The organism is Comamonas sp. (assembly GCF_009360615.1).
In the GTDB taxonomy this organism is placed as follows: domain Bacteria; phylum Pseudomonadota; class Gammaproteobacteria; order Burkholderiales; family Burkholderiaceae_C; genus Comamonas.
In genome coordinates this window covers 17,405-44,315 of sequence record NZ_SPEY01000027.1, presented here as the reverse complement: position 1 = coordinate 44,315, position 26,911 = coordinate 17,405, and the positions used below count along the sequence as shown (strand labels likewise).

Below are 26,911 nucleotides of genomic sequence, written 5' to 3'. Positions count from 1 at the left end.
CCCGACAGCGTCATGATGCCGTTGATCATGCCGCCCCAGCTGGGAGCCAGCAGGATCAGCGAGAACACCATGCCCAGCGACTGGGCCCAGTCGGGCAACGCGGTGTAATGAAGGTGGTGAGGACCGGCCCACATGTAGGTGAAGATCAGCGCCCAGAAGTGCACGATCGACAGGCGGTACGAATACACGGGGCGACCGGCCTGCTTGGGGATGAAGTAATACATCATGCCCAGGAAGCCTGCGGTCAGGAAGAAGCCCACGGCGTTGTGGCCATACCACCACTGGACCATGGCGTCCTGCACGCCGGCATAGGCCGAGTAGCTCTTCATCCAGCCTGCAGGAATGGAGACGTTGTTGACCACGTGCAGCAAGGCAACGGCCAGGATAAAGGCACCGAAGAACCAGTTGGCCACATAGATGTGCTTGACCTTGCGAATGCCGATGGTGCCGAAGAACACGATGGCATAGGACACCCAGGTCACGGTGATCAACAGGTCGATGGGCCATTCCAGTTCGGCATATTCCTTGCCCTGGGTGTATCCCAGAGGCAGGCTGATGGCCGCAGCCACGATGACCAGTTGCCAGGCCCAGAAGGTCAGGCTCGCCAGCTTGGGCATGAACAGCTTGGTCTGGCAGGTGCGTTGCACCACGTAGTAGCTGGTGGCGAACAAGGCCGAGCCACCAAAGGCAAAGATCACGGCATTGGTATGCAGCGGACGCAGACGTCCGTAGCTCAGCCAGGGAATGCCGAAGTTGAGTTCCGGCCAGGCCAGCTGTGACGCGATAAACACGCCTACTGCCATACCTACCACCCCCCATACCACGGCCATGATAGAGAACTGTCTTACGACGGTGTCGTCGTAATAGACAGCATTGTTATGTGTTGCTTCCATCGGGCACCTCTTAGATTTCTTGCAAAGTGTTCACTGGTTTCTCATTGGGCTCGTTGAGCCACATCAATCGTCGCGAAGAATGCGCTCGCCTTCCTGTTCCACGCTCTCGAACTGGCCACGGTAAACGGCCCACCACAAGGCGGCCACAATGGCCATGACCAGAACTACCGACAGCGGAATCAGCACATACAGAATGTCCATCAACGGCCTCCTTGAATCAGTGGCATGACGGTGCCCCGCGACGCAAGATGCGCAGAGGCGGACGCGTTGCTATCAGCAACCTGCAGCGGCAACGCACGTGCAAGACGGGCTGCGTTGGCGACGACCAGCAAGGAGCTCAGCGCCATGCCGAGCCCTGCCAGCCAGGCAGGCATCCAGCCCATCAGGGCCAGAGGAATAGAGATCGCGTTATAGGCTGCTGCCCAGCTCAGGTTCTGGCGCACCACGGACAAGGTCCGTCGGGCCAGCAACAGGCTTTGCAGCACTAACTCCAGGCTGTCTCCCAGTACCACGAAGTCTGCTCGCGATTGTGCCAGCGGCACTGCATTGCCAAACGCAAAAGAGACATGCGCTCCGGCTAAAACTGGCCCGTCATTCAGGCCGTCGCCAACCATGGCGACGGTGTGGCCTGCCGCCTGTGCGGCCTGCAGGGCGGCCAGCTTGTCCTGCGGCTGGCAGTCCCCCCGCGCAGTCTCGATACCCAGCCTGGCGGCCACCGTCTGCACCGCTGCCGAGCGGTCTCCCGAGAGCAGTTGCACGCTGACGCCATGGCGCCCGAGATCGGCAATGACCTGGGCCGCTTCGGGACGCACGTCCTCGCTCAGATGGAACTGCGCCAGGGGCTGCCAGCCAGCTTGCGATTCCTCCGCCAGCATCACGCTCTGACCCGGCTCATGCGGTGCCAGCTCGCGCACGCCGCAATGCGCGGCCGAGCCCAGACGAAGATGGCGGCGCACAGCGGTATTGCTGCGCGCCTGCACCCAGACATCGAGGCCGCTGCCGGCAACTTCCTGGACGGAGTCCAGCAGCCATGCACTGGCAGGCAGTTCGACCACCTCGGCCGCCTGCGCCAGGGCCCTGGAAGCGGGATGCATGGACTGACGCGCCAGCAAGGCGGCCAGCGCCAGCAGCTCATCCGTGTTTTGACCTTCAGCGGGAGTCAGTGCGCGCAGCACCAGACCATCGCGCGTCAGCGTGCCGGTCTTGTCGAACACCAGCGTATCCACCGCGGCCAGCGCCTCCAGCCCCTGCAGATTGCGCACCAGCACGCCGCTGCGCGCCAGGGTGCCAGCCGCCGTCAGCATGGCCACGGGCGTGGCCAGTGAGAGCGCGCAGGGGCAGGTGACGATGAGCACGGCCACGGCCACCATCATGGCCTTGCCCGGGTCGACAGGCCACCACCAGATGGCCGCAGCCAGCGCCGCCAGCAGCACCACGACAAGGAAAGGACGAGCCACCCTGTCGGCCAGCTGGGCCAGAGTGGGCTTTTGCAGCGAAGCGCTTTCCATCAGATTCACGATCTGTGCAAAGCGGGTGCCCTCCCCCACGCTGTCCACGCGCACATCGACCACACTGTCCAGGTTGTAGCTGCCGGCGGTGACTGCATCGCCCTGTGCACGCAGAACAGGAGTGGACTCGCCGGTCAGAAGAGCCTCATCGGCATGGGTGGTACCGCGCAGGATCCGGCCGTCTGCGGGAAAAGCCTCGCCCGTGAGCACACGCACCACATCGCCCGCGCACAGTCGACGTGTGGCCACACGCTCGAACTCGCCCGAGTCAGGCTGCTGACGCAGCACCGAATCCGGCAGCCGGTTCATCACGGCTTCCAATGCACCGGCCGTGCGGTCACGCAGGCGCAGCTCCAGCCAGCGCCCCGTGAGCAGGAAAAAGACGAACATGGTCAGCGAGTCGAAGAAGACTTCCTGACCAAAGGGACCGGAGGGATCAAAAGTGCCCAGCGTGCTGATGACGAAGGTGATCAGCATGCCTATGGCCACGGGCAGATCCATGCTCACGCGGCGCTGGCTGATGTCCTTGAGCGCGCTCTTGAAGAAGGGGCCGCAGCAAAACAGCACCACGGGCAGAGAAATCACCCAGGAGGCCCAGCGCAGCAAGGTCTCCATCTCCAGCGACAGATCGCCGGGACGCGCCGTGTAGGCAGGCCATGCATACATCATCACCTGCATCATGCACAGGCCGGCCACCAGCCAGCGCCACAGGGCACGGCGCGTCTCGGCCTGGCGCAGCTCGCGCGCAAACGCATCGCGCGCGGGCAGGGCCCGATAGCCGGCACGCGTGATGGCGTCCATCCATTGCGATGGAAGCACCTGGGCAGGACGCCATTCGACGCGGGCTCGACGCGTTGCGGCACTGACTTCGGCGGCCTGCACTCCGGGGACGGCTCGCAGCGCCTCCTCGATGGTCAGCGCACATGCAGCACAGTGCATGCCCTCCAAAACCACAAAGGAATCCCACACCGGGGATTCGGTCGCGTTCTCGGAGATTGGAGCCTTGGAACTCTGGCCTGCGGGACGGCCAAACGAGCTCCATTCTTGCGGATCGTCCAGCAGATGGCTGTGCATCTGGGACGAGTTCAGGAAACCGGTGTCAGCAACAGCACGCTCTGCCGCGGAAGGCTGGACAGTAGTGTGTTGGGACATGTTTCAAGCGTAACTACGGCAGATGATACCCACCTTGACATTAATCAACTGTTAACTGCCCAATCGACATATGCTTGTATCCACAACGCATACAACCTGAAGGAGAAAGCTATGTACAACCGCATTTTGATTGCTACTGATGGCACTGAACTCTCGGACAAGGCTGTGCATGCAGGCCTGGATCTGGCCGCTTTGTGCGGCGCCAGCGTGATTGCGCTCAAGGTTGTGTCGCACTATCCGCGCAGCTATCTGGAAGGCAGCGATTTGCTGGACATCAAGGAAGCCAAGCGCATCGAAGAGCAGTGGACCAGCCAGGCCCAGACCCTGCTGAACGGCGTCAAAGCCTTCGGCCATGAGCGCAAGGTCAGTGTCACCACCGAAATCGCTCACTCCGACCTGGTGGCCGAATCCATTGTGGAAGCGGCCAAGAAGCACGACTGCGACTTGATCGTCATGGCATCGCATGGCCGCAAGGGACTGCAGCGTCTGCTGCTGGGCAGCGAAACCCAGCATGTGCTGACGCACTCGCCGGTGCCCGTGCTGGTGCTGCGCTGATGGACTTCGCCTGAGCCGCCTCGCGGCTTTGCCTTGAGAGGACGGCGCCTTGCCCGGAGCCTCTGATATGCAGTGAGGCAGGCCGCACGGAGGCGGCCGTTTTTCACTCCCAAATTTAAAGTGGCTTGCGCACAAGCTGCTTTATTTTCAGGCCGATTCAATACTGAATTTGCCTGCCCGACTGCGAAAGCAGCTCACTTTTCAGGAGTCAAGTCAAAAGACAAGCGCCTGAAATATAGCCAATGGTGCAGCCAAAAACCAACGCCTGACGCCCGGCCGGAGCCGCCGGGAGGGACACTGGCTGAGGCCGGGTTCAGGAGAACTCTTGCCGATACTGGTCGCGCAGCAGCTTCTTCTGGACCTTTCCCATGGCGTTGCGTGGCAGGCTGTCCACCACATAGCAGCGCTTGGGCACCTTGAAATGGGCCAGTCTGGACTTGAGCGACTCCAGAATCTTCTGGCCATCCAGCTGCGCCCCCTTGCGCGCGACGATGACGGCAACGCCCACTTCGCCAAAGTCCGGGTGCGGCACGCCCACCAGGGCGCTTTCGTCCACACCTGCAAGATCGTTGATGAAGCCCTCCACCTCGGCCGGATAGACGTTGTAGCCTCCCGAGATGATCAAGTCCTTGCTGCGCCCGACAATGCTGAAATAACCGCGCGCATCCTGCATGCCGACATCGCCGGTCTTGAACCAGCCATCGGCCGTGAACTCCTCGGCAGTCTTCTCCGGCATGCGCCAGTAGCCCTTGAAGACATTGGGCCCCTGGACCTCGATATTTCCGATCTCGCCTGCTGGCAGGGCCTTGCCGTCGTCGCCGTGAATGCGCACGCCCACACCCGGCAGGGGAAAGCCTACGGTGGCACCGCGACGCTCGGCCTGGTTGCCGTAGCGCGCATCGGGCCCGTATGGATTGGAGGTCAGCATGATGGTCTCGCTCATGCCGTATCGCTCCACAATGGTGTGGCCGGTACGCGTCTTCCAGGCACGGAAGGTCTCGATCAGCATGGGGGCGGAGCCCGAGATGAACAGGCGCATGTGCGCGGCCGTGTCGCGATCCAGCCTGGCATCGGCCAGCATGCGCACATACAGGGTGGGCACCCCCATGAAGACGGTGGCATCCTTGAAGCGCGCCATGACGGCTTCGGCTTCGAAGCGGGCAAACCAGATCATGGGACTGCCGTTGAGCAAGGCCCCGTGAATGGCCACAAACAGGCCATGCACATGGAAGATGGGCAGTGCGTGGATCAGCACATCGCCTTCCTGCCAGCCCCAGTAGACCTTGAGCACGGCCGCATTACTGAGCAGATTGCCATGGCTGAGCATGGCACCCTTGCTGCGTCCCGTGGTTCCGCTGGTGTAGAGAATCGCTGCCAGATCATCGGCTCTGCGCGGCACGACCCGGTGCTCGTCGCCGTGGTGGGCCGCACGCTCCAGCAGGCTGCCCGTGCGATCGGTGCCCAGGGTGTAGACATGATCCACGCCGTGGTTGAACGCAATCTTGGACACCCAGCCGAAACTGCCCGGGGAGCAGACCACCACGGCCGGCTCGGCATTGGTGATGAAGTACTCCATCTCTGCGCTCTGGTAGGCCGTATTCAGCGGCAGGAACACATGGCCGCTGCGCAGCGTGGCCAGGTAGAGCATCAAGGCTTCGACCGATTTTTCCACCTGTACCGCGATGCGGCTGCCCTCGGGCAGATCCAGCGAGGCCAGCAGATTGGCCATGCGTGCACTGCCGCACTCAAGATCGGCCCAGGTGTAGTAGAGGCTGGAGCCATCGGGTTCGATCGCCTCCACGGCATTTTTCGTCAGATCGGCGGGAAACGCAGCGCGCAGCGCGCTGTAAAGATTGGCTTGAGGCATGTCGGTCATCGTGATGCTGTCGGTGAATGCAAAAGGTCCGGGCCATCATAGGCCCGGCCCCGGCCTGCCTGGCGAAAGCAGGCCTTGAATACGCGCTCGCAGAAAGGGAGCCCCGTATGGCGGCAGACTCAGGAATCGATCTTCACATTGGCCGCCTTGACCACATGGGCCCAGCGCTGGATCTCGCTTTGCACCATACTGGCAAACTGCTGCTGGCTCAGTTGCCCGTAGTCGGCACCATTCTTGGCCCAGGCCGCCTTGATCTCGTCGGCAGCACCAATCTTGCGCACCTCGTCCAGCATCTGCTGCTGCACGGCGGCAGGCGTTCCCTTCGGAGCCCACAGCCCATACCAGGTGGTGACGGTGAAGTCCGGCAGTCCGCACTCGGCCGCGCAAGGCACATCGGGAAAGGCCGGGTTGCGCTTCGCTCCGGCCACCATCAGCGCCTTGATGCGCCCACCCTTGATATGCTGGGCCGATGAACCCAGCCCGTCGAACAGCATGTCCACATTGCCGGCGATCAGATCCTGAAGCGCCGGTCCCGCGCCCTTGTAGGGAATATGGGTGATCTGGGTCTTGGTCTGCAGCTTGAACAACTCGCCCGCCAGATGGTGCGAGGAACCCGGCCCCGCCGAGGCGTAGTTGTATTTGCCGGGGTTGGCGCGGAGGTCCTGCAGCAGCGCCTGCAAGGTGGCATGCGTGACCTTCTTGGGATTGACCACCACGACTTGCGGCACGCTGGCCAGCAGCGCCAGCGGGATGAAGTCGCGCTCCAGGTCGTAATCGAGCTTGGGATAGACCGAGGGCGCAATCACGTGATGGGTGCCGCCCATGAAGAAGTTGTAGCCGTCTGCGGCGGACTTGGCCGCAATGCTGGCGCCCAGCGTGCCACCCGCGCCACCGCGGTTGTCGATCACCAGGGTCTTGCCCGAGGTCCTGGCGAACTGCGCGGAGAAGGGCCTGGCAAAGGTGTCGGTGCCACCGCCGGCAGGAAAAGGCACGATCAGGGTGACCGGTCTGCTCGGCCAGTCCGACGCTGCGGCCATTCGCATCCAGCCCGATGACACGCCGGCCAGCAGCAGCCCTGTCGACCGAAGCAGCGTGCGCCGCTGCCAACCCACGCTCTTTGCCCGAGAATCCCGCATGTATGTCTCCTGTGCTCACCCGGTCTTGCGCAACGCTGCAGACGGGCTTGTGATGGGGAGACGCAGCAGCAACAAGCCGGCTCAGGCTGTGCGCTGCGCGGGGCGCGATGCGCTCAGCCCTTGCACAGCGACTCGATCTCCGGGGAAACGGGAATCTTGCTCTGCGCCAACAGACTGCGGTGCTTGTCCAGGCGCTTCAGGTCGTACAGATAGTTGACCATCAGCCCCATGGATTGCTTGAGCCCCTTGGACGACAGGTCTGCCGCCCAGTTCAGGCGCTCCACGCGTGCACCGTTGCCAAGGTGAAAGCGTGCCACGGCATCCAGCGGGCGGCCCTTGGCAGTTTCCCGACCCAGATAGCGGGCAGCACAGAACATGGCGGCCTGCCGCACCACCGATTTCTCCGGCAGCGAGCCGGGATCGTCCAGCGCGGCCAGCAAGTGCATGGCACTCACGCCTCCGGCGACTTTCTCCAGCGCCGCTTTCTGCTTGTCGTCCAGCTGCGCCAGCGCGGCGTCGCCGTTCTTGCTCAGCCAGCTGCGCAGTCCCGGAATCGGTGAAAGCGTGGCGAATTGCTTGAGCTTGGGAAACTCCTGGGTGAGCGTCTCCACCACATGCTTGATGAGGGAATCGCCGAAGCTCACGCCTTTGAGTCCGGTCTGGGTGTTGCTGATGGAATAGAAGATGGCAGTATTGGCCTTGGCCAGATCGGCGGCCGCTGCCCCCTCGTCCAGCAGCGGAGCCATGCTGCCGGCCATCCTGTCCAGCAAGGCCACCTCCACAAAGATCAGCGGCACATTGGGCATGCGCGGGTGGAAGAAGCCATAGCAGCGGCGATCGCTGTCGAGTCGATTCTTCAGATCGGCCCAGCTGCGGATATCGTGCACGGCCTCATACTGGATCAGCTTTTCCAGCAGCGATGCCGGCGAATCCCAGTTCAGGCTCTTGAGTTCCAGCAAGGCCACATCGAACCAGCTGGAGAACAGGTGCTCCAGCTCCGCATCCAGCGCCACATAGTGCTGCTCCGCCTTGGGCAAGGCCAGCAGTTCGGCACGCATATCGACCAGAAAGCCCATGCCGCCCTTGGGCTGGGCAAAACGCTGCAGCAGCCGCGTGCGCGACGACACCAGGGCACGGCGCAGACTCATCTCGGCCTCGCTGCGCTCCACATCGCTGCCCGCCTTGTCATAGCGCTCGCGCGCCGCCTGCAGAGCCTTGGCATCGGGGCCGAATTTCTCAATCGCCAGCAGCCAGAAGTCCTTGCGCACCGCCGCATCGGCCTTGGCATACCAGTCCATCAGCACCTGCGCATGGCGACCACCCTCCACATCGCTGAGCGCGGTATCGGCCACCTGCTGCATCTCCTGCAGCAAGCGTCGCAGCTCTCGCGGCGACAACGCCTCCTGCCCGCGACGCAAGGTGGCCTCCAGGCGCTGCGCCAGCGGGCGATGCTGGCCGTCGCCCTTCTCGCCCTCGGCACCACGCACCCACAGCTTGGTTTGCTCAATCCATTCGGCTGCCCAGCCCATATGCATCTCCTTGTTCCAGCACCATCATGCTCTCATTGAAGAAGCAGATACCGCAATTACAGTAACGCTTTCAGCCATTATGTGCAGTTTTTCAGCCACACACACCCCCGCATGAAAAACGCAGACCGAAGTCTGCGTTTTCCGGGGGTTGGCAATCAGGCCTCGGTCCGCTGGACCGCGTAGGCCTGGCGCTTGCCGCACCAGACCCACATGAGCACACCGGCCACGATCATGGGAAGGCACAGCCACTGCCCCATGCTCATGCCCAGCGACAGAATGCCCAGGAAGTCGTCGGGCTCGCGGAAGTACTCTGCAATGAAGCGGAAGACCCCATAGCCGATCAGGAAGACCGCCGCGACCTGGCCGGGCTTGCGCTCCTTGCGCGCGTACAGCCACAGGATGATGAACAGTAGCAGCCCCTCCATCAGGAACTGGTAAATCTGCGAGGGATGACGCGGCAGCATGGAGCCGCTTTGCGGGAAAACCATCGCCCAAGGCAGCTCTGCACTGGCAAAACGCCCCCAGAGCTCGCCGTTGATAAAGTTGCCGATGCGGCCGGCCGCCAGCCCTGTGGGCACGCAAGGTGCCACAAAGTCCGCCACTTCGAGCCAGTTGCGCTTGCGCGAGCGCGCAAACCAGATCATGGAGCCGATGACGCCCAGCAGACCGCCATGGAAGCTCATGCCGCCCTGCCAGACGGCCAGAATCTCCAGCGGATGCGAGAGATAGTAGCCCGGCTTGTAGAACAGGCAGTAGCCGATGCGCCCGCCCACGACCACACCCAGCACGCCGAGGAAGAGAATGTCTTCCACATCCTTGCGCGCCCAGGCGCGATCGCCCGTCATGTACTTGAATGGGGGATGGTGCAGTCGGCGCGTGCCCAGGAACAGGAACAGACCAAAGGCCACGAGATAGGTTATGCCATACCAGTGCACGGCCAGCGGGCCTATCTGCACGGCAACAGGATCAATGTGCGGATACATCAGCATGTCAGGCATTGTGCCGCAGGCCGACGACGTTTCTGCAAAACTGCAGACGCCAAAAACGGTGCCATGCCTGGTTCCCCCCTTCTCCAGGACGTCCGGGACGCCGGACCCCACGCGGGTGCCTGCGGCATCCGCCCCCTCCGCAGCGCGCGCCCGTGCGTCAATGCGGCCTGTCAGCACCCAGCCCCTGCTCGCGCACCGTCTGGCGCACGGCCTTGGCAGCCTCCTCCATCAGAGTGCTCAGGCGTTGCGCCGTGCCGCCCAGGGCAAGCACTCCCATGGACTGCAGGCGCTCCTGCACGGCCGGCTCCTGCAGGGCCGCGTTGGCCGCGCTGTTGAGCCGGCTCACCACGGCCTGCGGAGTTCCGGCCGGAGCCACGATGCCGAACCAGGTAATGGCCAGATCGTTGAGTGCGGAATGCCCCAGTTCCCTGAACGTCGGCACCTGGGGCAGGGCCGGAAGGCGCTCCTGGGCGGCCACCGCGAACGGAACCAGCCGACCCGCAGCCAGATGCGGAGCCGACGAGGGGTATTGATCGCTGAGCACCTGGGTTTCGCCCGAGAGCACACCGCTGATCACCGGCCCCTGTCCCTTGTAGGGAATATGGTGCAGCCTGAGCTTGAGGTCGACATTGAGGCGCTCGGCAATCAGATGGCCTATGGAGCCGATGCCGGCCGATCCGATGTTGAACTGACCTGGCTTGCTGCGTACCAGGGTCAGGAACTGGGCATAGTTCTGCACGCCCATATTGGGATGGACGGAGAACACCGAAGGAATGGACGCCAGCGCGACCACCGGCACCAGGGTCTTGGCAGGATCCATGCGTGCCGCCTGGGGCAGCATGATGGGATTGACCACCAGCGTGCTGATGGTGCCCAGGCCGATCGTGTAGCCGTCAGGCGCCGCATTGGCCACCGCCTCGGCACCGATGAAGCCGCTGGCGCCGGACCGGTTGTCGACCACCACGGCCTGCCCCAGGGTCGTGTGCATGGCATCGGCAACCAGACGCGCCACGATATCGGTGGAGCCGCCAGGCGTGAAAGGAACCACCAGACGCACGGGACGCTGCGGGTAACGCCCTTCTGCCGCCTGCGCCGTCCATGCCCCCGGCAGGGCCAGCAGCCCTGCGGTCTTCAGCAAGAAGGAGCGGCGAACAGCGAAAGACATGGAGATCACTTTCTGACGGGACCATAAAAACAGCCGCGCGACTTGCATCGGGCGGCTGGGCGATTGTCCGTCAGCACGGAAACCCGCGCCGACGAAATGACGAAACAAACGTAACGACGGGCGATTCAGTCGTCGAGCAGAGACAGATCGCGCACGGCGCCGGTATCGGCGCTGGTCACCAGCTTGGCATAGGCCTTGAGGGCCGCCGAAATCTTGCGGGGACGGGGCTGGGCAGGCTTCCAGCCCTTGGCATTCTGCGCCTCGCGGCGTCGCGCCAGCTCTTCGTCGCTGACCAGCATGTTGATGCTGCGGTTGGGAATGTCGATACGGATGATGTCGCCGTTCTGCACCAGGCCGATCGCGCCGCCGGCGGCAGCCTCGGGCGAGCAGTGGCCGATGGATAGGCCGGAGGTACCACCCGAGAAACGGCCGTCCGTCAGAAGCGCGCAGGCCTTGCCCAGCCCCTTGGACTTGATGTAGCTGGTGGGGTAGAGCATTTCCTGCATGCCCGGGCCGCCCTTGGGGCCCTCGTAGCGCACGATGACCACGTCGCCGGCCTTGACCTTGTCGGCCAGGATGTTGGCCACCGCCTCGTCCTGAGACTCGACCACATGGGCAGGGCCTTCGAACACCAGGATCGACTCGTCCACGCCGGCGGACTTCACCACGCAGCCATCCAGCGCAATGTTGCCGCGCAGCACGGCCAGGCCGCCCTCCTTGCTGAAGGCGTGCTCGTAGCTGCGAATGCAGCCTTCGGCGCGGTCCAGGTCGAGGCTGGGCCAGCGGGTGTTCTGGCTGAACGCCACCTGCGTGGGAATACCGGCCGGGCCGGCCCTGTAAAAATGGCGTACGGCTTCGTCCTGCGTGCGCATGATGTCCCACTGTTCCAGCGCATCCTTCATGGTCTTGGCATGCACAGTGGGCACATCGGTGTGCAGTTTGCCGGCCCGGTCCAGCTCGCCCAGGATGGCCATGATGCCGCCAGCGCGGTGCACGTCTTCGATGTGGTACTTGGGCGTGTTGGGCGCCACCTTGCACAGCTGGGGCACGACGCGCGAGAGGCGGTCGATGTCGGCCATGGTGAAATCGATGCCCGCTTCCTGTGCGATGGCCAGCAGGTGCAGGATGGTATTGGTGGAGCCGCCCATGGCGATGTCCAGCGTGATGCAGTTCTCGAAGGCCTTGAAGCCCACGGAGCGCGGCAGCACGCTCTCGTTGTCGTTCTCGTAGTAGTCACGGGCCAGCTCGACGATGCGGCGGCCGGCGCGCAGGAACAGGTCTTCGCGGTCGGCATGCGTGGCCACCACGGTGCCGTTGCCGGGCAGGGACAGGCCCAGCGCCTCGGTCAGGCAGTTCATCGAATTGGCGGTGAACATGCCCGAGCAGGAACCGCAGGTCGGGCAGGCGGAGCGCTCCACCTCGGCCACTTCGGCGTCGGAATAGCGCTGATCGGCCGCGATCACCATGGCGTCCACCAGGTCCAGCTTCTTGAACTCGATGGTCTTGGTTTCGGGGTTGGCCAGCCGGGTCTTGCCGGCTTCCATGGGCCCGCCGGACACAAAGATCACCGGAATGTTCAGGCGCATCGCAGCCATCAGCATGCCGGGGGTGATCTTGTCGCAGTTGGAGATACACACCAGTGCGTCGGCGCAATGGGCATTGACCATGTACTCGACGGAGTCGGCGATCAGATCACGGCTGGGCAGCGAATACAGCATGCCGTCATGACCCATGGCGATGCCATCGTCCACGGCGATGGTGTTGAACTCCTTGGCCACACCGCCGGCCGCCTCGATCTCGCGCGCGACCAGTTGCCCCAGGTCCTTCAGGTGCACATGGCCGGGCACGAACTGGGTGAAGGAGTTGGCAATCGCGATGATGGGTTTGTCAAAGTCGCCATCTTTCATGCCGGTGGCACGCCACAGGGCGCGCGCACCGGCCATGTTGCGGCCGCCAGTGGAGGTTTTGGAACGGTATGCGGGCATGGGGTTCGCTATCAGACGTTATCGGGAAATGATTCCCTGGATTATGGCCCAGCACTGCCAGGCGGCGATGCCTAGCCCATGGCGGGCTGTCAGGCAAAACAGGGATGAGGCATCGTCAATCACGATGCCTTGTTCGCTGCTCAGCGACGCCGCTGGCCAGGTGTCATGGCCTGCTTCTGGCGTTCGATGCGCTCCTTCTTGCGCTGGTCCATCCTCTCCATGGCCTTGCGCTTGGTGTAGCCGGAGGCGTCGGCCCAGGCCCACCAGGCCGCCGCCGCGCCATACACGCCCAGGATGGGCCACCAGGTCCAGCCGGCAACCGGCCCGATATCGGCGAGCTTGAGCAGCGACAGCACGATTGCCAGTCCAAGCAGATACATATATCCCTCTCTTTGGTTCATTTTCCAGAAACTACAGCGCACGAAAGAGTACACAACGCACGCACTACAATGGATCAAAAGATCAACTTTAACCCTGCCTCCTGGAACTCATGATGAAGCAATTTCTGATCGCTTTCGCTCTTTCTGCCGCAGTTGTGGCTCCTGCAATGGCCGACCAGGCTCTGGCGCAGTCCAAGAACTGCATGGCCTGCCACGCCGTCGACAAGAAGCTGGTCGGTCCCGCCTTCAAGGACGTGGCCGCCAAGTATGCCGGCCAGAAGGATGCCGCCGACAAGCTGGCCGCCAAGGTCATCAAGGGCGGCTCCGGCGTGTGGGGCCCCGTGCCCATGCCCGCCAATCCCCAGGTCAATGAAGCCGATGCCAAGAAGCTGGTGGCCTGGATCCTGACGCAGAAGTAATCTGCCACTGCCACGCAGTGCAAGCTGAAAACAAAAAAACCGCATGCCAGCCATGCGGTTTTTTTTGTTTTCAGGCTACCGCCCTACCGGGTGACGATGGGGAAGTCGGGCCGGTTGGCATCAAACAGCTTCAGGAATGTCCCCAGAGCTGCACGGTCACCCTCGATTTTCATGGCTGCTGGCGCTTGCCCTTCCTTGGCAGCTCCGGACAAAAGCTTCAGGAATGCGGGTCGGGTGAGGCTCAGCGACACATCCGCGCCATCCTGGGCTGGCGCCTTGCGGAAATGCAGCACCGCGTTTTCAAGCCAGATGACATAGCGCTCGCCCACATCGTCCAGCGCCAGATTCATTACAAAGCGCCTGTCCGCGGCCTTGACTGCGTCCAGCCGTGTGGCCAGCACTTCGAGAAAACGCTCGGTCGGAATCTGCGCCGTCATCTCCGCCATGGCCGATACATCCTTGGACATGGGCGGCACACCCTGGCGCAACTCCAGCGCCGCCGTCAGATAGCTGTTACGCCAGGTGGCAGACTCGGCGCGGTAGCCCAGCTGCTCATGGCAGCGGGCCAGCAGCTCTTTGGCCACCGCGTTGTCAGGCTCGGCAAACACCAGTTGCTGCAGCAGCTCCACGGCCCAACGATAGTCGCCCTGCCCGGCCGCTGCACTGCCTTGCTCCAGCACCCTGGCTGTGCCACCCAGCGCCGCCACATATTTCTGCGCCTTGAGCTTAGGCGGCAGCGGATCCAGATTAGCTGGGTTGCCATCGTAATTGCCGAGATAGAACTGATAGATGGCTTTGACGTTATGGCGTAGATCACCGTAGTAGCCACGTCCACCCCAGAAAGCCGCCAGCGACGACGGCAGCTTGATCTGTTCGGCAATCTCGGCAGGCTGCAGCCCCTGATTGATAAGGCGCACGGTCTGGTCATGCATGAACTGGTAGAGATCGCGCTGGCGGCTGATGAAGCTGGCAATATGCGCCTTGCCCCAGACCGGCCAGTTGTGCTGGTTGAACAGCACCTCCGCATCGCCAGCCTGCTCCAGCACCTTTTGCAGATAGGCAGACCACTGCATGGCATCGCGCACCTTGGCGCCGCGTATGGGCAGCAGATTGTGCATGGTCTGCGCCAGAATCTCAGCCCCTCCAAAGGCCTTGCGCTCCGGGATACTGAAAGTCAGCTCGGCAGGGGCCTCGGCCCCGGGCATGTTGTGAAACACGAAGCGCACGCCGTCCAGCATCATCTCCTGGTCGGCCCTGTCCACGTTGACCGTGGGCGGCAGAATGCCCGTATGGCCGCTGACCAGGCTCTTGCCCAGGCCCGTGTCCACATTGCCCGTGGGCGACAGTGGCAGCCGCGTGCCGAACTGGTAGATGGCGCGCCGCGCCATGGCTGTGCCCACGAGCAAGTTCTCGCTGGTGGCCTCATCCATGAAGCCCGCAGGCGCCACCACGGGCACTTTGCGCCGCGTCACTTCCGCGGCGCTGATGACTCCCAAGGCACCGCCAAAATGGTCTGCATGGCTGTGTGTGAAGATCAGCGCCGTCACAGGCTTGTTGCCCAAGTGCTGGCGCGCAAATGCCATGGCGGCTGCAGCAATCTCGCGGCTGGTCAGCGTGTCCACCACAATCCAGCCGGTCTTTCCCTCGACCAGGGTGATGTTGCCCATGTCAAAGCCGCGCAACTGGTAGATACCTTCGCTGACCTTGAACAGCCCCGCCTGGGCATTGAGCCGGGCATGGCGCCAGAGGCTGGGGTTGACACTGTCGGGCGCGGTGCCGTGCACAAAATCAAAGGAGGCAAAGTCCTTGAGCACGCGACCATCGGCGTCCCGGACCTGGCCCGTGGGTCTGGCAATCAGGCCTCGCTGCGCATCTTCGTGATCCTGAGCATCGTCAGGCGGCAGGCTTTGTGCAAAAGTGAGCAGCGCCTCGCGCGTGGCACTGCTGACCTGGCCTGCCTGCAGTGACCCTGCGTTTTGCGGAACGGCAGAAGGTGCTGCGCAGCCAGCCAGCACGCCGGCGGCAATCAATGCGGCAACAGCGGCTTTGGGGGTGGGCCGAAATTTCATATGTATTTCCTTTTGTTATAGCGGTCAGCGCTTGATGGATCTACGTCAGAGCCCAAAAAGGCTTCGACTCCACCAAGGCTGCTGTCGCATTCTGGGCAGCGCCATGCATTGCGTCCAATGCATAGTCTGAGAAATTTCAATGCATTGGACTCATCACCATGGACATACGCCGACTGCAGCATCTGGTCATGCTGGCCGACAAGGCTAATTACGCTCGTGCAGCCGAGCAGCTACATCTGAGCCAGCCCGCACTGACGCGCAGCGTGCAGGCAGCAGAGGAAGAATTTGCGATGAAGCTCTTCGAGCGCGGTGCGGGAGAGGTTCGTCCCACGGCAGCTGGCCAGTTTGTGCTGGAGCGCGCCCGTGAGCTGGTGCGCCAAAGCCGCAATCTGCAACGCGATGTGCAGCTCTATCGAGATCGGCAGATGGGGGACACGGCCTGCGGCTTTGGCCCGTTTCCGGCTCAGTTCCTGCTGCCACCACTGCTGCAACAGGCCCGTAAAGCCTTTGCTGGAGTACATGTGCGCGCCATCATGGGAAACTGGCAACAATTGCTGCAGCGCCTCAAGGACGATGAGATCGAATTCTTCGTGGCCGAAACCCGTGAGCTGCCCGCTGGCAGCGACTGCACGGTACGCGCCCTGCCCACCCAGCCCGGCGGCCTGTATGTGCGCAGCGGCCATCCGCTGCTGCAGTCCGCGCAAACCGATTTCACGCTGGCCCATTTGCATGCCCATGGCCTGGCTGCCGTGCGTCTGCCCCAAACCGTGCGCGATGCCTTATGCGCCCAGTTGCAGCTGGACCAGAACAAGCATCTGCTGGCGGTGGAGTGCGACGATGTCAACAGCCTGATCCAGCTGACGCTGCACACCGATACCGTTCTGGCCGCCATCGAACCTGCGGTGCGTCCTTGGCTGCAAGGCGGACAGCTACAGACCGTAAGGGTGCGACAGGTGCCGGCCATGACTTCGAGCTATGGCGTGGTCTGGCAGCGCGGGCGCAGCCTTTCGCCCATGGCGCAGTGGCTGGTGCAGCAGGTTTGCGAGCTGGCTGCACAGGCATGAAAGTGACGCCCCATGCTAGCCCACTGCTTGTTGCCGCCTCTTGCCTTTGAACAGCCTGGGGATCATAAAAAAAGGCCCCGAAGGGCCTTTTCTGGATCCACAGCCTGGGGCTTGTGAATTACGCATCACGCGAAGCACGCTTGCGGTCGTGCTCCTTCAGGTGACGCTTGCGCACGCGCAGGCTGGTGGGAGTGATTTCCAGCAGCTCGTCGTCTTCGATGAATTCCACACCGTACTCCAGCGACAGCTCGATGGGAGGCGTGATCTTGATCGCATCTTCCTTGCCGCTGACGCGGAAGTTGGTCAGCTGCTTGGTACGCGTGGCGTTCACCACCAGATCGTTGTCGCGGCTGTGGATGCCGATGATCATGCCTTCGTAGACGGGATCGCCGGCCTTCACGAACATGCGGCCGCGGTCGTCCAGCTTGCCCAGGGCGTAGGTGAAGATTTCGCCATCGTCCATGGAGATCAGCACGCCGTTCTTGCGGCCGCCAATGTCGCCCTTGTGGGGTTCATAGCTGTCGAAGATGTTGGCGATCAGGCCGGAACCGCGTGTCAGGTTCAGGAATTCATTGGTGAAGCCGATCAGGCCGCGGGCAGGAATACGGTACTCCAGACGGACGCGACCACGGCCATCGGGTTCCATGTTCACCAGCTCGCCCTTGCGCTCGCCCAGTGCCTGCATCACGCCACCCTGGTGACCTTCTTCGATGTCGGCGGTCACCAGCTCGATAGGCTCGTGCTTTTCACCGTTGATCATCTGCATCACGACGCGGGGCTTGGAGACGGCCAGCTCGTAGCCTTCGCGACGCATTTCTTCCAGCAAGATGGTCAGGTGCAGTTCGCCACGACCGGAGACTTCAAAGATACCGTCTTCGTCGGTTTCCTTGACGCGCAGAGCCACGTTGGAGCGCAGCTCCTTCTGCAGGCGGTCCCAGATCTGACGGCTGGTCACGAACTTGCCTTCACGGCCTGCCAGGGGCGAGGTGTTCACGCAGAAATTCATGGTCAGGGTGGGCTCGTCAATCTTCAGCATGGGCAGAGGCTGGGGATTGGCGGGGTCGGTGACGGTTTCTCCGATACCGATGTTTTCGATGCCGCTGATCAGCACGATCTCGGAAGGACCGGCTTCCGTCGCCTGCACGCGATCCAGACCCTGGAAGGTGTGCACCTGGTTGATCTTGCCGTTGTAGCTCTTGCCGTCAGGACCGGCCATCACAGCCACTTGCTGACCGGGCCTGAGCGTGCCCTGGGTGATGCGACCCACGCCGATACGACCCACGAAGGTGGAATAGTCCAGAGCGGAAATCTGCAGCTGCAAGGGAGCGCTGGCATCGCCCTGCACCGACGGCACGTGCGCCAGGATGGTGTCGAACAGGGCGGACATGTCCTCACCCCACTTGGCGCCGGGTTCGCCCTCTTCCTTGGAGGACCAGCCGTTGATGCCGGAGGCATAGACCACGGGGAAGTCCAGCTGCTCGTCGGTGGCTCCCAGCTTGTCGAACAGGTCGAAGGCAGCGTTGATCACCTTGTCGGGGTTGGCACCGGGCTTGTCCACCTTGTTGACCACCACGATGGGGCGCAGACCCAGGGCCAGCGCCTTCTTGGTCACGAAGCGCGTCTGGGGCATGGGGCCTTCTTGCGCGTCGATCAGCAGCACCACGCCGTCGACCATGGACAGGGCTCGCTCGACTTCACCGCCGAAGTCCGCGTGACCGGGCGTGTCGAGAATGTTGATGTGGGTGTCCTTCCAGGACACGGCGCAGTTCTTGGCCAGAATGGTGATGCCGCGCTCACGTTCGATGGCATGGTTGTCCATCACGGTGTCGACGACTTTTTCGTGCTCGGCAAATGTGCCGGACTGGCGCAGCAGCTGGTCCACCATGGTGGTCTTACCGTGGTCAACGTGCGCGATGATCGCAATGTTGCGGATTTGTTTGCTCATAATGTTTCCAAAATGCCGCTTGCTTGTGGACGCGGCGTTCCTTCCAAAATTTGTTGAATTTCTAGCGGACTGAGCAGGCGCTCGGGAATCAATTCCCCGCTCGCCACACGGCCAACCCCTAAAAGGGCATGCGGGCGCTCACCATACACCGCCACGGCCGGGGCATCCGCCCAAGACCCTCGACGGCGCAAGCCTGATAGAAAGCGACCTGCATCCTGTTCACCCAAGGTGACGACGGCATGACGATGCAGCAGGGTATCGACAGGCTGGACCTGCGCGATGCGATCTTCATCGTTCATGGCTTCCAGCGCTTGCAGCGTCACGCAGCGCGACACGTCAAGACCGCCGGTTTCCACACGGCGCAGAAAACGCAAATGGGCACCGCAGCCCAAGGCTTCGCCCACGTCTTCGCCCAATGTGCGGATGTAAGTGCCCTTGCTGCAGGTCACTCGCATCTTGATGGCCGGATGCCCCTGATCGTCCTGCACCAGTCTCAGGTCCAATGCATGGATGGTGACATCGCGTGCGGGGCGCTCCACTTCCACGCCCGCACGGGCGTATTCATAGAGTGCCTTGCCGTCCTTTTTCAGCGCACTGTGCATGGGCGGCACCTGCTGAATGTCCCCCGTGAACTGGGCCTGCACCTGCGCCAGGCGCTCGGGCGTGATGGCGGCCAGATCGACGGCACGCTCCAGCACCACATCGCCCTCGGCATCTGCCGTGGTCGTGGTCTGGCCCAGGCGGGCTATGGCTTCGTAGGTTTTCTCGGCTTCGAGCTGAAGCTGACTGAATTTGGTGGCTGCGCCGAAGCACAGCGGCAGCACGCCACTGGCCAGCGGATCCAGAGTGCCGGTATGTCCGGCCTTTTCGGCGCGCAGCAGCCACTTGACCTTCTGCAGGATATCGTTGCTGGACCAGCCCAGCGGTTTATCGAGCAGCAACACCCCATGCACAGGGCGCCGCTGCACCCGGGTGCGAGGGGCGTTCATGGGCTTATTCCTGTTCGGGTCCGCGCGACGCCACGGCCTTGGCGATCAAGGCATTCATGTCGGCAGCACGCTCGGTGGTGCGGTCGTAGACGAAATGCAGCGTGGGCACGGTATGAATGTGCAGACGCTTGAACAGGCCGTTGCGCAGGAAGCCTGCAGCCTGATTGAGTGCTGCCAACGTCACTTCGGGATCGCCGACCAGCACGCTGAAGAACACCTTGGCATGGGCATAGTCCGGAGTCACCTCCACGCCTTGCAGCGTGACCATGCCGACGCGCGGATCCTTCAACTCGCGGGCGATCAGCTCCGACAGATCACGCTGGATCTGGTCGGAAACTTTGAAGCTGCGATTGGGAGCAGCAGATTTGCGTTTGGTTGCCATGAATAAAAAGGAGCTATTCGCGCTTGCTACACAAGGAGTTCAAGGCACTTATAGCCTCAAACCCTTGTATAACCGGCGCTAGCAGCTATTGCTTTTACAGCGTACGAGCGATTTCCTTGATCTCGAAGACTTCCAGCACGTCGCCTTCCTTGATGTCGTTGTAGTTGCGCAGCTTGATACCGCACTCGAAGCCTTCCTTGACTTCCTTGACATCGTCCTTCATGCGGCGCAGCGACTCGATCTCGCCCGTGTAGATGACCACGTTGTCGCGCAGCAGACGGAAGTGTGCGTTGCGGGTGACGTGACCTTGCGTGATGTACGAGCCGGCAATGGTGCCGATCTTCGTCGCCACGAACACGGTACGGATCTCGGCCATACCGATGATCTCTTCGCGCTTCTCGGGCGCCAGCATGCCGGACATCGCAGCCTTCACCTCATCCACGGCGTCGTAGATGATGTTGTAGTAGCGCACGTCGACATCATTGCCTTCGGCGGTCTTGCGGGCCTGGGCATCCGCACGTACGTTGAAGCCGATGATGATGGCCTTGGAAGCCAGTGCCAGGTTGACGTCGGACTCGGAGATACCGCCCACGCCGGAGTACACCAGCTGAACCTTGATCTCGTCGGTGGACAGCTTCAGCAGCGAGGCTGCCAGCGCTTCCTGAGAGCCCTGCATGTCGGCCTTGATGATGATGGGCAGGGTCTGCACATCGCCAGCGGACATCTCGGCGAACATGTTTTCCAGCTTCGCAGCCTGCTGCTTGGCCAGCTTGGTGTTGCGGAACTTGCCGGCGCGGTAGGTCGCGATTTCACGGGCACGACGCTCGTCGCTCAGCACCATGAAGTCGTCGCCGGCCTGGGGCACTTCGTTCAGGCCCTGAATCTCGACAGGAATGGAAGGACCGGCTTCCTTGGTCTGCTTGCCATCTTCGTCGAGCATGGCCCGCACGCGACCATAGGTCTGACCTGCGAGCACCACGTCACCGACCTTCAGCGTACCGGACTGCACCAGCACCGTAGCCACGGTACCGCGACCCTTGTCCAGCTGGGCTTCGATCACGATACCCTTGGCAGCGGCGTCCACCGGAGCCTTCAGTTCCAGCACTTCGGCCTGCAGCAGCACTTGCTCCAGCAGCTCGTCGATACCTTGACCGGTCTTGGAGGACACGGCCACGAAGGGAGAGTCGCCACCGTACTCTTCGGGCAGCACCTCTTCCACGACCAGCTCCTGCTTGACGCGATCGGGGTTGGCTTCGGGCTTGTCGGCCTTGGTGATGGCCACCACGATAGGAACACCGGCCGCCTTGGCGTGCTTGATGGCTTCCTTGGTCTGGGGCATCACGCCATCGTCGGCAGCAGCCACCAGAATCACGATGTCGGTGGACTTGGCACCGCGGGCACGCATGGCCGTGAAGGCCTCGTGACCGGGAGTGTCCAGGAAGGTGATGATGCCGCGCGGCGTCTTCACATGGTAGGCGCCGATGTGCTGCGTGATTCCGCCGGCTTCGCCCGACGCCACCTTGGTGCGACGGATGTAGTCCAGCAGCGAGGTCTTGCCGTGGTCCACGTGGCCCATGACGGTTACCACAGGCGCACGAGGCAGCTGCTCGGCTTCGGCGTTGGAGACTTCCTCGGCAGTGAAGGCTTCGGGATCGTCCAGCGCAGCCACCTTGGCGGTATGGCCCATCTCTTCCACCACGATCATGGCGGTGTCCTGGTCCAGAGGCTGGTTGATGGTGACCATCTGGCCCATCTTCATCAGGACCTTGATGACCTCGGATGCCTTGATGGCCATCTTGTGAGCCAGTTCGGCCACGGTGATGGTCTCGGGCACCGAGATTTCCAGCTGACGGAACTCGGGAGCCTGCTGCTGTTGCTGCTCGTGGCGATCATTGCCACGACGGCCACCCTTGGGACCGCCGCGCCAGTTGGAGCGGCCAGCCACGCCACCGGAGCTGTCGCCACGGGTCTTGATTTCCTTCTTCTTGCCGGCATCGTTGGACCAGCTTGAAGACAGCTTCGCGGACTTGACTTCCTTGCCGGGACGGGCACCGCCGCCGGTGTTGGCCGCACCTGGTGCGCCTGCAGGCTTGCTGTCCTTGGCGGCAACAGGCTTCTTGGCATCCTGAGCGGCCGGAGCAGCCTTCTTGGGCTCTTCCGGCTTCTTGGCGACCAGCACCTTCTTGGGAGCGGCCATCATGGCGCGGATCGCCTCCGCCTCGGCCAGGGCCTTGCGGCGGCGCTCATCCAGATCCTTGGCGCGGCTGGCTTCTTCAGCAGCCTTGGCCTGGGATTCGGCTTCCGCCTTGGCGCGTGCCTCGGCCTGGGCCGCAGCGCGTGCAGCAGCGCCTGCGGCGTGCTCGCGCTTTTCCTCTTCCTTTGCCGCCTTGGCTTCAGCCACCTTGGCGACTTCCGCGGCTGCATAGGCTGCAGCACGTTCCTCGGCTTCGCGCTCGCGGCGCTCGCGCTCTTCGCGCTCTTGACGTTCCTTGGCCAATTGTTCTTCCTGATGGCTCAACAGCTCGGCCTCGCGGCGAGCATCTTCTTCACGGCGTGCCAGCTCTTGAGTAGCGGCACGCTCCTGCACAGCCTTAGCCATGCTTTGCGCATTGGCCTGAGCCTCGGCGGGAGTGTCTTCCCGCTTCACGAAAGTGCGCTTCTTGCGCACTTCCACCTGAATCGTACGAGCACGGCCCGATGAGTCCGCCTGCTTGATTTCGCTGGTGGACTTCTTGGTCAGCGTGATCTTCTTGGCGCCGCTGCCATGGCTGACCTGCAGGTGGCTCAGCAAACGCTGCTTGTCACCTTCGGTCAGCACATCGGCTGCGTCAGCCTTATCAACCCCGGCGGCCTTGAGCTGCTGCAGCAAGGAATCAGGGGTCGTGTTGCGCTCTTTCGCAAATTCTGCAACCGTATTACTCGACATAAATGCTCTGTACCTCCCTGACCTTACTCTTGCCCATCGGCAAACCAGTGCTCACGCGCCTTCATGATCAAGGCCTTGGCTTCTTCGGCGGTCTGACCGGTGATATCGGTCAGCTCGTCGATCGCCAGATCGGCCAGATCGTCACGGGTGTGCACATCAGCTTGCGCCAGCTTGTCCAGCAGTTCGGCAGTCATGCCGTCCAGAGAGACAAGATCCTCGGATGCCTTGCTCACATTTTCTTCGCGAGCAATTTCCTGACTCAGCAGTGCATCCTTGGCGCGGCTACGCAGCTCGTTTACCGTCTCTTCGTCGAAGGATTCGATTTCGAGCATTTCCTGCAGCGGCACATAGGCCACCTCTTCCAGGGTCTCGAAACCTTCTTCGATCAGGATGTTGGCGATTTCCTCGTCCACATCCAGCTTTTCCATGAACAGCTTGCGCGAGACAGCCGACTCGTCGGCCTGCTTCTGGGCAGACTCGGCAGCGTCCATGATGTTGATCTTCCAGCCGGTCAACTCGGAGGCCAGGCGCACGTTCTGACCGCCGCGACCGATGGCAATGGCGAGATTTTCCTCGTCCACGACCACGTCCATGGCATGCTTTTCCTCATCCACAACAATGGAAGAGACATTGGCGGGAGCCAGGGCACCGATCACGAACTGGGCGGGGTCTTCGGACCAGAGCACGATATCCACGCGCTCGCCAGCCAGCTCGTTGGTCACGGCATTCACGCGGGTGCCACGCACGCCGACGCAGGTGCCGATGGGATCCACGCGCTTGTCGTGGCTCAGCACCGCGATCTTGGCACGCGAGCCCGCATCCCGGGCGCAGCTCTTGATCTCCAGCAGGCCTTGTTCGATCTCGGGCACTTCATTGCGGAACAGCTCCACCATGAATTCGGGGGCCGAGCGCGACAGCAGGATGGGAGCGCCGCGCAGGGTGGCGTCGACTTCCATGATCATCGCACGCACGCGGTCGCCGTTGCGAAGATTTTCCTTGGGAATCATCTCGCCGCGCTTGAGCCGACCCTCCACACGGCCGGATTCGACAATGATGTCGCCCTTGTCCATGCGCTTGACGGTGCCGGTGAAGATCTTCTCGCCGCGGGCCAGGAACTCGTTGAGCAGCATTTCGCGCTCGGCGTCGCGAATCTTCTGCAGGATGACCTGCTTGGCAGCCATGGCGCCGATTCGACCGATGGGCAGCGACTCGATCTGCTCTTCAATGAACTCACCAATCTGAATGCCGGGCACGCGATCTTCCGCATCCATCAGCATTTCTTCGGCGTCGGGGTTCTGCAGACCGGCGTCGTCCGACACCACCACCCAGCGGCGGAAGGTGTCGTAGTCGCCGCTTTCGCGATCGATGGACACGCGGATGTCTACTTCACCTTGGTACAGCTTCTTGGTGGCCTGGGCCAGTGCGGATTCCACGGCACCAAAAACCACATCGCGTTCCACGTTCTTTTCACGCGAAATGGCTTCAACCAACATCAACAGTTCGCGATTCATGCGACGACTCTCCTATTTCAATCACACAAAGAGGATTTGCATGCGACCTCTTTGCCCCAAAAGATTCCAACGCTGCAGCCGCCTCATTCGGGCTTGGCTGCGCGTCCTTTGAAATTCACAATCGGTGCCAGACGCGCTTCGCGCAACTCGTCAAGCGTAAAGCCCATGGCGTTCAATGGCGCGGGTTCACGCTTCTTGCTGACTCGCACGCCCGGCTTGGGAGGCGGCTCATCGCTCCAGACGATCTGCCAGCCACCTTCTTCAGTCCGTTCCAGCGTGCCACGAAATTTCTTGCGGTTTGCATTGATCTTGTCGCCACCTGCAGCCCCGATGGGAGCCTTGAGCGTCAGATCCACCTCCGAGCCTTCAAAGCGGATGAAGTCCTGCTCATGGCGCAGCAAACGATCAATGCCGGGAGAAGAGACCTCCAGGCGGGCGTAATCCGCACCATCGACTTCCAGCGCAAACTGAAGCTGGCGCGTGACCTTTTCGCAGTCTTCCACTGTCACGAACTGCTCGGGCAGCTCAGGCGCACCTTCCTCCGGCGCCTGCCAAGGCAAATCAATCGTGATGCGCAGCAGGCCGCCGGCCGAGCGCTCGATTTCAACCAGGTCATAGCCCAGACCTGTCACGGTTTGTTCAACGATTTGCTGTAGTGCCACGTGTATTCAGTTCAATCCCGAAAAAATCTGTCAAATCATGGACTTAGCGCTGCCAAGAACAGGTTCCGCCATGAATTGCCCAAAAAAAACGGGCGGTAGTTACCCGCCCGTTTGGTCGTGAAGCCGTGATTGTAGCCGCAAACCATTGTTTTCGCAAAAAGTGTCTCGCATAAAACAGCAATCAGCGCAAGACGTCCGGCAGGTCATCGGCACGCAACAATCGCTGCAGCAAATCGCTGGCCTCCTGCCCCTGCGCAGGCCTGGCCGCCGCATCCCCCGGCAGCGATTGCAGCATGCGCGCCAACACCCCGGCCTGCGGCAGCACCGGCCCCAGGAACCGGGCCTGATTGCCCTGCGCCACGAGAATGGACGGAAAGGTCTCTATGTCCAGATCCCCGGCGACATCCTCACGGTCTTCCACATCGAGCCAGACAAAACGCATCTGCGGAAACTGGGCCGCCAGCGCCTCGAAAGACTGCCGATACTGCTTGCAGGTTCCGCACCAGTCGGCGCAGAGACAGACCACCAGCCACTCCCGCGCCTTTGCAACTTCTTGTTTCATTTCGTGTACTCTGGGCCGGCCTTCGCACATTCCCTTGCATTGATCCGCCAATGGTAGCGCCAGATGCGACCCGGAGTTCAAGCCGCGGCCATCATCCCAGTCTTCTGCGCAGCCGCCCTTGAAGCCACTTCACTCTATCCCTATTATTTTCAGAAACCCGGGCGCGGCAACGGCAGCAGCCAGAGCAGCTGGCTTGTGCCCTTCTTTGGACAGGAAGATTGGACCCATGGACTACAAGGATTACTACAAGATACTTGGCGTGGACAAGAAGGCCTCTGCCGACGACATCAAGAAGGCCTATCGCAAGCTCGCCCGCAAATACCATCCCGATATCAGCAAGGAAAAAGATGCGGACGCTCGCATGGCCGAGGTCAACGAAGCCAATACCGTGCTCTCCGATCCGGAAAAACGTGCGGCCTATGACGCCATGGGCGACGAAATGCAGTTCGCCCGCCATGCCAGGTCCCAGGGGGGCGAAGGCTTTCGCCCGCCGCCCGACTGGGATCAACAGGACTTTCACTTCACCAGCCAGGGCAATGCCGGCAACGACGCCGATTTCAGCGACTTCTTCTCGCAGATGTTCGGCCAGGCGGCTCGCGCACGACGCCATCAGGGCAAGCAAGGCGCGCACGACGCCCCGGACATGCGCGGCCAGGACCAGCACGCCAGCATAGAGCTGGATCTGCCGGACAGCTACAGCGGAGCAGTGCGTTCGCTGCATGTGCGAGCCACCGTGCTCGACGAGCAGGGCATCCCCATCCGCAAGGACAAGGAGTTGCAGGTCACCATTCCCAAGGGGGTGCGCGAAGGCCAGATGATTCGCCTTGCGGGCCAGGGCAACCCCGGCCTGGGCAAGGGCGCTGCGGGAGATCTGCTGCTGGAGGTGCACTTTCGCAGCGATCCGCGCTGGTGGTCCGAGGGCAAGGACGTCTACCAGCGCGTGCCGCTCGCGCCCTGGGAGGCCGTGCTCGGCGGCCCCGTGCACTTCAAGACGCTGGCCGGAGAACTGGAAGTCACCGTGCCCGCCGGCTATCGCTCGGGACGCAAGCTGCGCCTCAAGGGCAAGGGCCTGCCTGCCGCCACGCCAGGCGACCTGTATCTGGTGCTGGATGTCGTCTTCCCGCCTGCCGCGACAGCCGAGCAGAGGCAGGCCTATGCCGACTTTGCCAAGGCCTTCCCGCAGTTCGACGCCCGCAGCCTGAGTTGAAAGGATT

Annotated in this window: 22 protein-coding genes; 4 read left to right on the top strand and 18 right to left on the bottom strand. The window is 62.3% G+C overall.

The annotated features are described in order from the left end of the window. The 3 genes from E2583_RS09955 to E2583_RS09945 all read right to left on the bottom strand — a co-directional run. The coding region (locus E2583_RS09955; protein WP_291595340.1) for a cbb3-type cytochrome c oxidase subunit I at positions 1-893 on the bottom strand (893 nt) is incomplete at its 3' end. Positions 894-956: 63 nt separating this feature from the next. Then, positions 957-1,094 (bottom strand): cbb3-type cytochrome oxidase assembly protein CcoS, encoded by a 138-nt coding sequence (ccoS, locus tag E2583_RS09950; protein ID WP_003056328.1) that lies wholly within the window; start codon positions 1,092-1,094, stop codon positions 957-959. Next, positions 1,094-3,475, bottom strand: a complete 2,382-nt coding sequence (locus tag E2583_RS09945) for a cation-translocating P-type ATPase (protein WP_291595346.1) — start codon at positions 3,473-3,475, stop codon at positions 1,094-1,096. The genes ccoS and E2583_RS09945 overlap by 1 nt, the downstream gene beginning before the upstream one ends. Before the next feature lie 189 nt (positions 3,476-3,664). On the opposite strand from E2583_RS09945, the gene E2583_RS09940 reads away from it, so the two are divergent. Next, positions 3,665-4,108 (top strand): universal stress protein, encoded by a 444-nt coding sequence (locus E2583_RS09940; protein WP_291595336.1) that lies wholly within the window; start codon positions 3,665-3,667, stop codon positions 4,106-4,108. Between the two features lie 313 nt (positions 4,109-4,421). On the opposite strand, the gene E2583_RS09935 is transcribed toward E2583_RS09940, so the two are convergent. The 7 genes from E2583_RS09935 to E2583_RS09905 form a co-directional block, all read right to left on the bottom strand. Continuing rightward, positions 4,422-5,975 (bottom strand): malonyl-CoA synthase, encoded by a 1,554-nt coding sequence (locus tag E2583_RS09935; RefSeq protein WP_291595335.1) that lies wholly within the window; start codon positions 5,973-5,975, stop codon positions 4,422-4,424. 128 nt (positions 5,976-6,103) lie between these two features. After that, positions 6,104-7,120, bottom strand: a complete 1,017-nt coding sequence (locus E2583_RS09930) for a tripartite tricarboxylate transporter substrate binding protein (protein ID WP_291595333.1) — start codon at positions 7,118-7,120, stop codon at positions 6,104-6,106. Between the two features lie 113 nt (positions 7,121-7,233). After that, complete coding sequence (locus E2583_RS09925; protein WP_291595331.1) at positions 7,234-8,649, bottom strand: malonyl-CoA decarboxylase; 1,416 nt, start codon at positions 8,647-8,649, stop codon at positions 7,234-7,236. Between the two features lie 155 nt (positions 8,650-8,804). After that, positions 8,805-9,647 (bottom strand): prolipoprotein diacylglyceryl transferase, encoded by an 843-nt coding sequence (gene lgt / locus E2583_RS09920; RefSeq protein WP_291595329.1) that lies wholly within the window; start codon positions 9,645-9,647, stop codon positions 8,805-8,807. 148 nt (positions 9,648-9,795) lie between these two features. Next, positions 9,796-10,803, bottom strand: coding sequence for a tripartite tricarboxylate transporter substrate binding protein (locus tag E2583_RS09915; protein ID WP_291595327.1), 1,008 nt, complete (start codon positions 10,801-10,803; stop codon positions 9,796-9,798). A gap of 125 nt (positions 10,804-10,928) precedes the next feature. Next, entirely contained in the window at positions 10,929-12,788 is a 1,860-nt protein-coding gene (gene ilvD / locus E2583_RS09910; protein ID WP_291595326.1) for a dihydroxy-acid dehydratase, read from the bottom strand. A gap of 140 nt (positions 12,789-12,928) precedes the next feature. Then, positions 12,929-13,168: a TIGR04438 family Trp-rich protein gene (locus tag E2583_RS09905; protein ID WP_291595324.1), complete on the bottom strand. Its 240-nt coding sequence runs from the start codon at positions 13,166-13,168 to the stop codon at positions 12,929-12,931. A gap of 113 nt (positions 13,169-13,281) precedes the next feature. Between E2583_RS09905 and E2583_RS09900 the strand changes: the two genes are divergently transcribed. After that, entirely contained in the window at positions 13,282-13,587 is a 306-nt protein-coding gene (locus tag E2583_RS09900; RefSeq protein WP_291595344.1) for a c-type cytochrome, read from the top strand. An 83-nt stretch (positions 13,588-13,670) separates the two neighbouring features. On the opposite strand, the gene E2583_RS09895 is transcribed toward E2583_RS09900, so the two are convergent. Further along, a complete protein-coding gene (locus E2583_RS09895; protein ID WP_291595322.1) occupies positions 13,671-15,656 on the bottom strand; it encodes an alkyl sulfatase dimerization domain-containing protein in 1,986 nt (661 codons plus the stop codon). Between the two features lie 158 nt (positions 15,657-15,814). Here E2583_RS09895 and E2583_RS09890 point away from each other — a divergent pair, with 158 nt between their 5' ends. Further along, entirely contained in the window at positions 15,815-16,720 is a 906-nt protein-coding gene (locus tag E2583_RS09890; protein WP_291595320.1) for a LysR family transcriptional regulator, read from the top strand. Positions 16,721-16,838: 118 nt separating this feature from the next. On the opposite strand, the gene typA is transcribed toward E2583_RS09890, so the two are convergent. From typA to E2583_RS09855, 7 genes are all read right to left on the bottom strand, one after another. Then, positions 16,839-18,665 (bottom strand): translational GTPase TypA, encoded by a 1,827-nt coding sequence (typA, locus tag E2583_RS09885; protein ID WP_291595319.1) that lies wholly within the window; start codon positions 18,663-18,665, stop codon positions 16,839-16,841. Beyond that, positions 18,662-19,654 (bottom strand): tRNA pseudouridine(55) synthase TruB, encoded by a 993-nt coding sequence (truB, locus tag E2583_RS09880; RefSeq protein ID WP_291595317.1) that lies wholly within the window; start codon positions 19,652-19,654, stop codon positions 18,662-18,664. The genes typA and truB overlap by 4 nt, the downstream gene beginning before the upstream one ends. 4 nt (positions 19,655-19,658) lie before the next feature. Then, on the bottom strand, positions 19,659-20,036 hold the full coding sequence (gene rbfA / locus E2583_RS09875; protein ID WP_003056352.1) for a 30S ribosome-binding factor RbfA: 378 nt from the start codon (positions 20,034-20,036) through the stop codon (positions 19,659-19,661). Between the two features lie 94 nt (positions 20,037-20,130). Beyond that, positions 20,131-22,962: a translation initiation factor IF-2 gene (infB, locus tag E2583_RS09870; RefSeq protein ID WP_291595312.1), complete on the bottom strand. Its 2,832-nt coding sequence runs from the start codon at positions 22,960-22,962 to the stop codon at positions 20,131-20,133. Between the two features lie 23 nt (positions 22,963-22,985). Continuing rightward, on the bottom strand, positions 22,986-24,473 hold the full coding sequence (gene nusA, locus E2583_RS09865; RefSeq protein WP_291595310.1) for a transcription termination factor NusA: 1,488 nt from the start codon (positions 24,471-24,473) through the stop codon (positions 22,986-22,988). A gap of 83 nt (positions 24,474-24,556) precedes the next feature. Next, the gene (gene rimP / locus E2583_RS09860; protein WP_003080490.1) at positions 24,557-25,135 is read right to left on the bottom strand and encodes a ribosome maturation factor RimP; all 579 of its coding nucleotides are present in this window, start codon (positions 25,133-25,135) and stop codon (positions 24,557-24,559) included. Positions 25,136-25,316: 181 nt separating this feature from the next. Beyond that, positions 25,317-25,697 (bottom strand): thioredoxin family protein, encoded by a 381-nt coding sequence (locus E2583_RS09855; RefSeq protein ID WP_291595307.1) that lies wholly within the window; start codon positions 25,695-25,697, stop codon positions 25,317-25,319. 226 nt (positions 25,698-25,923) lie between these two features. Between E2583_RS09855 and E2583_RS09850 the strand changes: the two genes are divergently transcribed. Continuing rightward, positions 25,924-26,904 (top strand): J domain-containing protein, encoded by a 981-nt coding sequence (locus E2583_RS09850; RefSeq protein WP_291595305.1) that lies wholly within the window; start codon positions 25,924-25,926, stop codon positions 26,902-26,904. The last annotated feature ends 7 nt before the right edge of the window (positions 26,905-26,911 follow it).

Coding starts and splice junctions, on each gene's coding strand:
- E2583_RS09925 (WP_291595331.1), bottom strand. CDS start 8,649: ATGGGCTGGGCAGCCGAATGGATTGAGCAAACCAAGCTGTGGGTGCGT.
- E2583_RS09940 (WP_291595336.1), top strand. CDS start 3,665: ATGTACAACCGCATTTTGATTGCTACTGATGGCACTGAACTCTCGGAC.
- E2583_RS09890 (WP_291595320.1), top strand. CDS start 15,815: ATGGACATACGCCGACTGCAGCATCTGGTCATGCTGGCCGACAAGGCT.
- E2583_RS09945 (WP_291595346.1), bottom strand. CDS start 3,475: ATGCACAGCCATCTGCTGGACGATCCGCAAGAATGGAGCTCGTTTGGC.
- E2583_RS09915 (WP_291595327.1), bottom strand. CDS start 10,803: ATGTCTTTCGCTGTTCGCCGCTCCTTCTTGCTGAAGACCGCAGGGCTG.
- E2583_RS09930 (WP_291595333.1), bottom strand. CDS start 7,120: ATGCGGGATTCTCGGGCAAAGAGCGTGGGTTGGCAGCGGCGCACGCTG.
- E2583_RS09855 (WP_291595307.1), bottom strand. CDS start 25,697: ATGAAACAAGAAGTTGCAAAGGCGCGGGAGTGGCTGGTGGTCTGTCTC.
- typA (WP_291595319.1), bottom strand. CDS start 18,665: ATGAGCAAACAAATCCGCAACATTGCGATCATCGCGCACGTTGACCAC.
- rbfA (WP_003056352.1), bottom strand. CDS start 20,036: ATGGCAACCAAACGCAAATCTGCTGCTCCCAATCGCAGCTTCAAAGTT.
- truB (WP_291595317.1), bottom strand. CDS start 19,654: ATGAACGCCCCTCGCACCCGGGTGCAGCGGCGCCCTGTGCATGGGGTG.
- lgt (WP_291595329.1), bottom strand. CDS start 9,647: ATGCCTGACATGCTGATGTATCCGCACATTGATCCTGTTGCCGTGCAG.
- E2583_RS09900 (WP_291595344.1), top strand. CDS start 13,282: ATGAAGCAATTTCTGATCGCTTTCGCTCTTTCTGCCGCAGTTGTGGCT.
- ilvD (WP_291595326.1), bottom strand. CDS start 12,788: ATGCCCGCATACCGTTCCAAAACCTCCACTGGCGGCCGCAACATGGCC.
- E2583_RS09935 (WP_291595335.1), bottom strand. CDS start 5,975: ATGCCTCAAGCCAATCTTTACAGCGCGCTGCGCGCTGCGTTTCCCGCC.
- ccoS (WP_003056328.1), bottom strand. CDS start 1,094: ATGGACATTCTGTATGTGCTGATTCCGCTGTCGGTAGTTCTGGTCATG.
- infB (WP_291595312.1), bottom strand. CDS start 22,962: ATGTCGAGTAATACGGTTGCAGAATTTGCGAAAGAGCGCAACACGACC.
- nusA (WP_291595310.1), bottom strand. CDS start 24,473: ATGAATCGCGAACTGTTGATGTTGGTTGAAGCCATTTCGCGTGAAAAG.
- E2583_RS09895 (WP_291595322.1), bottom strand. CDS start 15,656: ATGAAATTTCGGCCCACCCCCAAAGCCGCTGTTGCCGCATTGATTGCC.
- E2583_RS09850 (WP_291595305.1), top strand. CDS start 25,924: ATGGACTACAAGGATTACTACAAGATACTTGGCGTGGACAAGAAGGCC.
- E2583_RS09905 (WP_291595324.1), bottom strand. CDS start 13,168: ATGTATCTGCTTGGACTGGCAATCGTGCTGTCGCTGCTCAAGCTCGCC.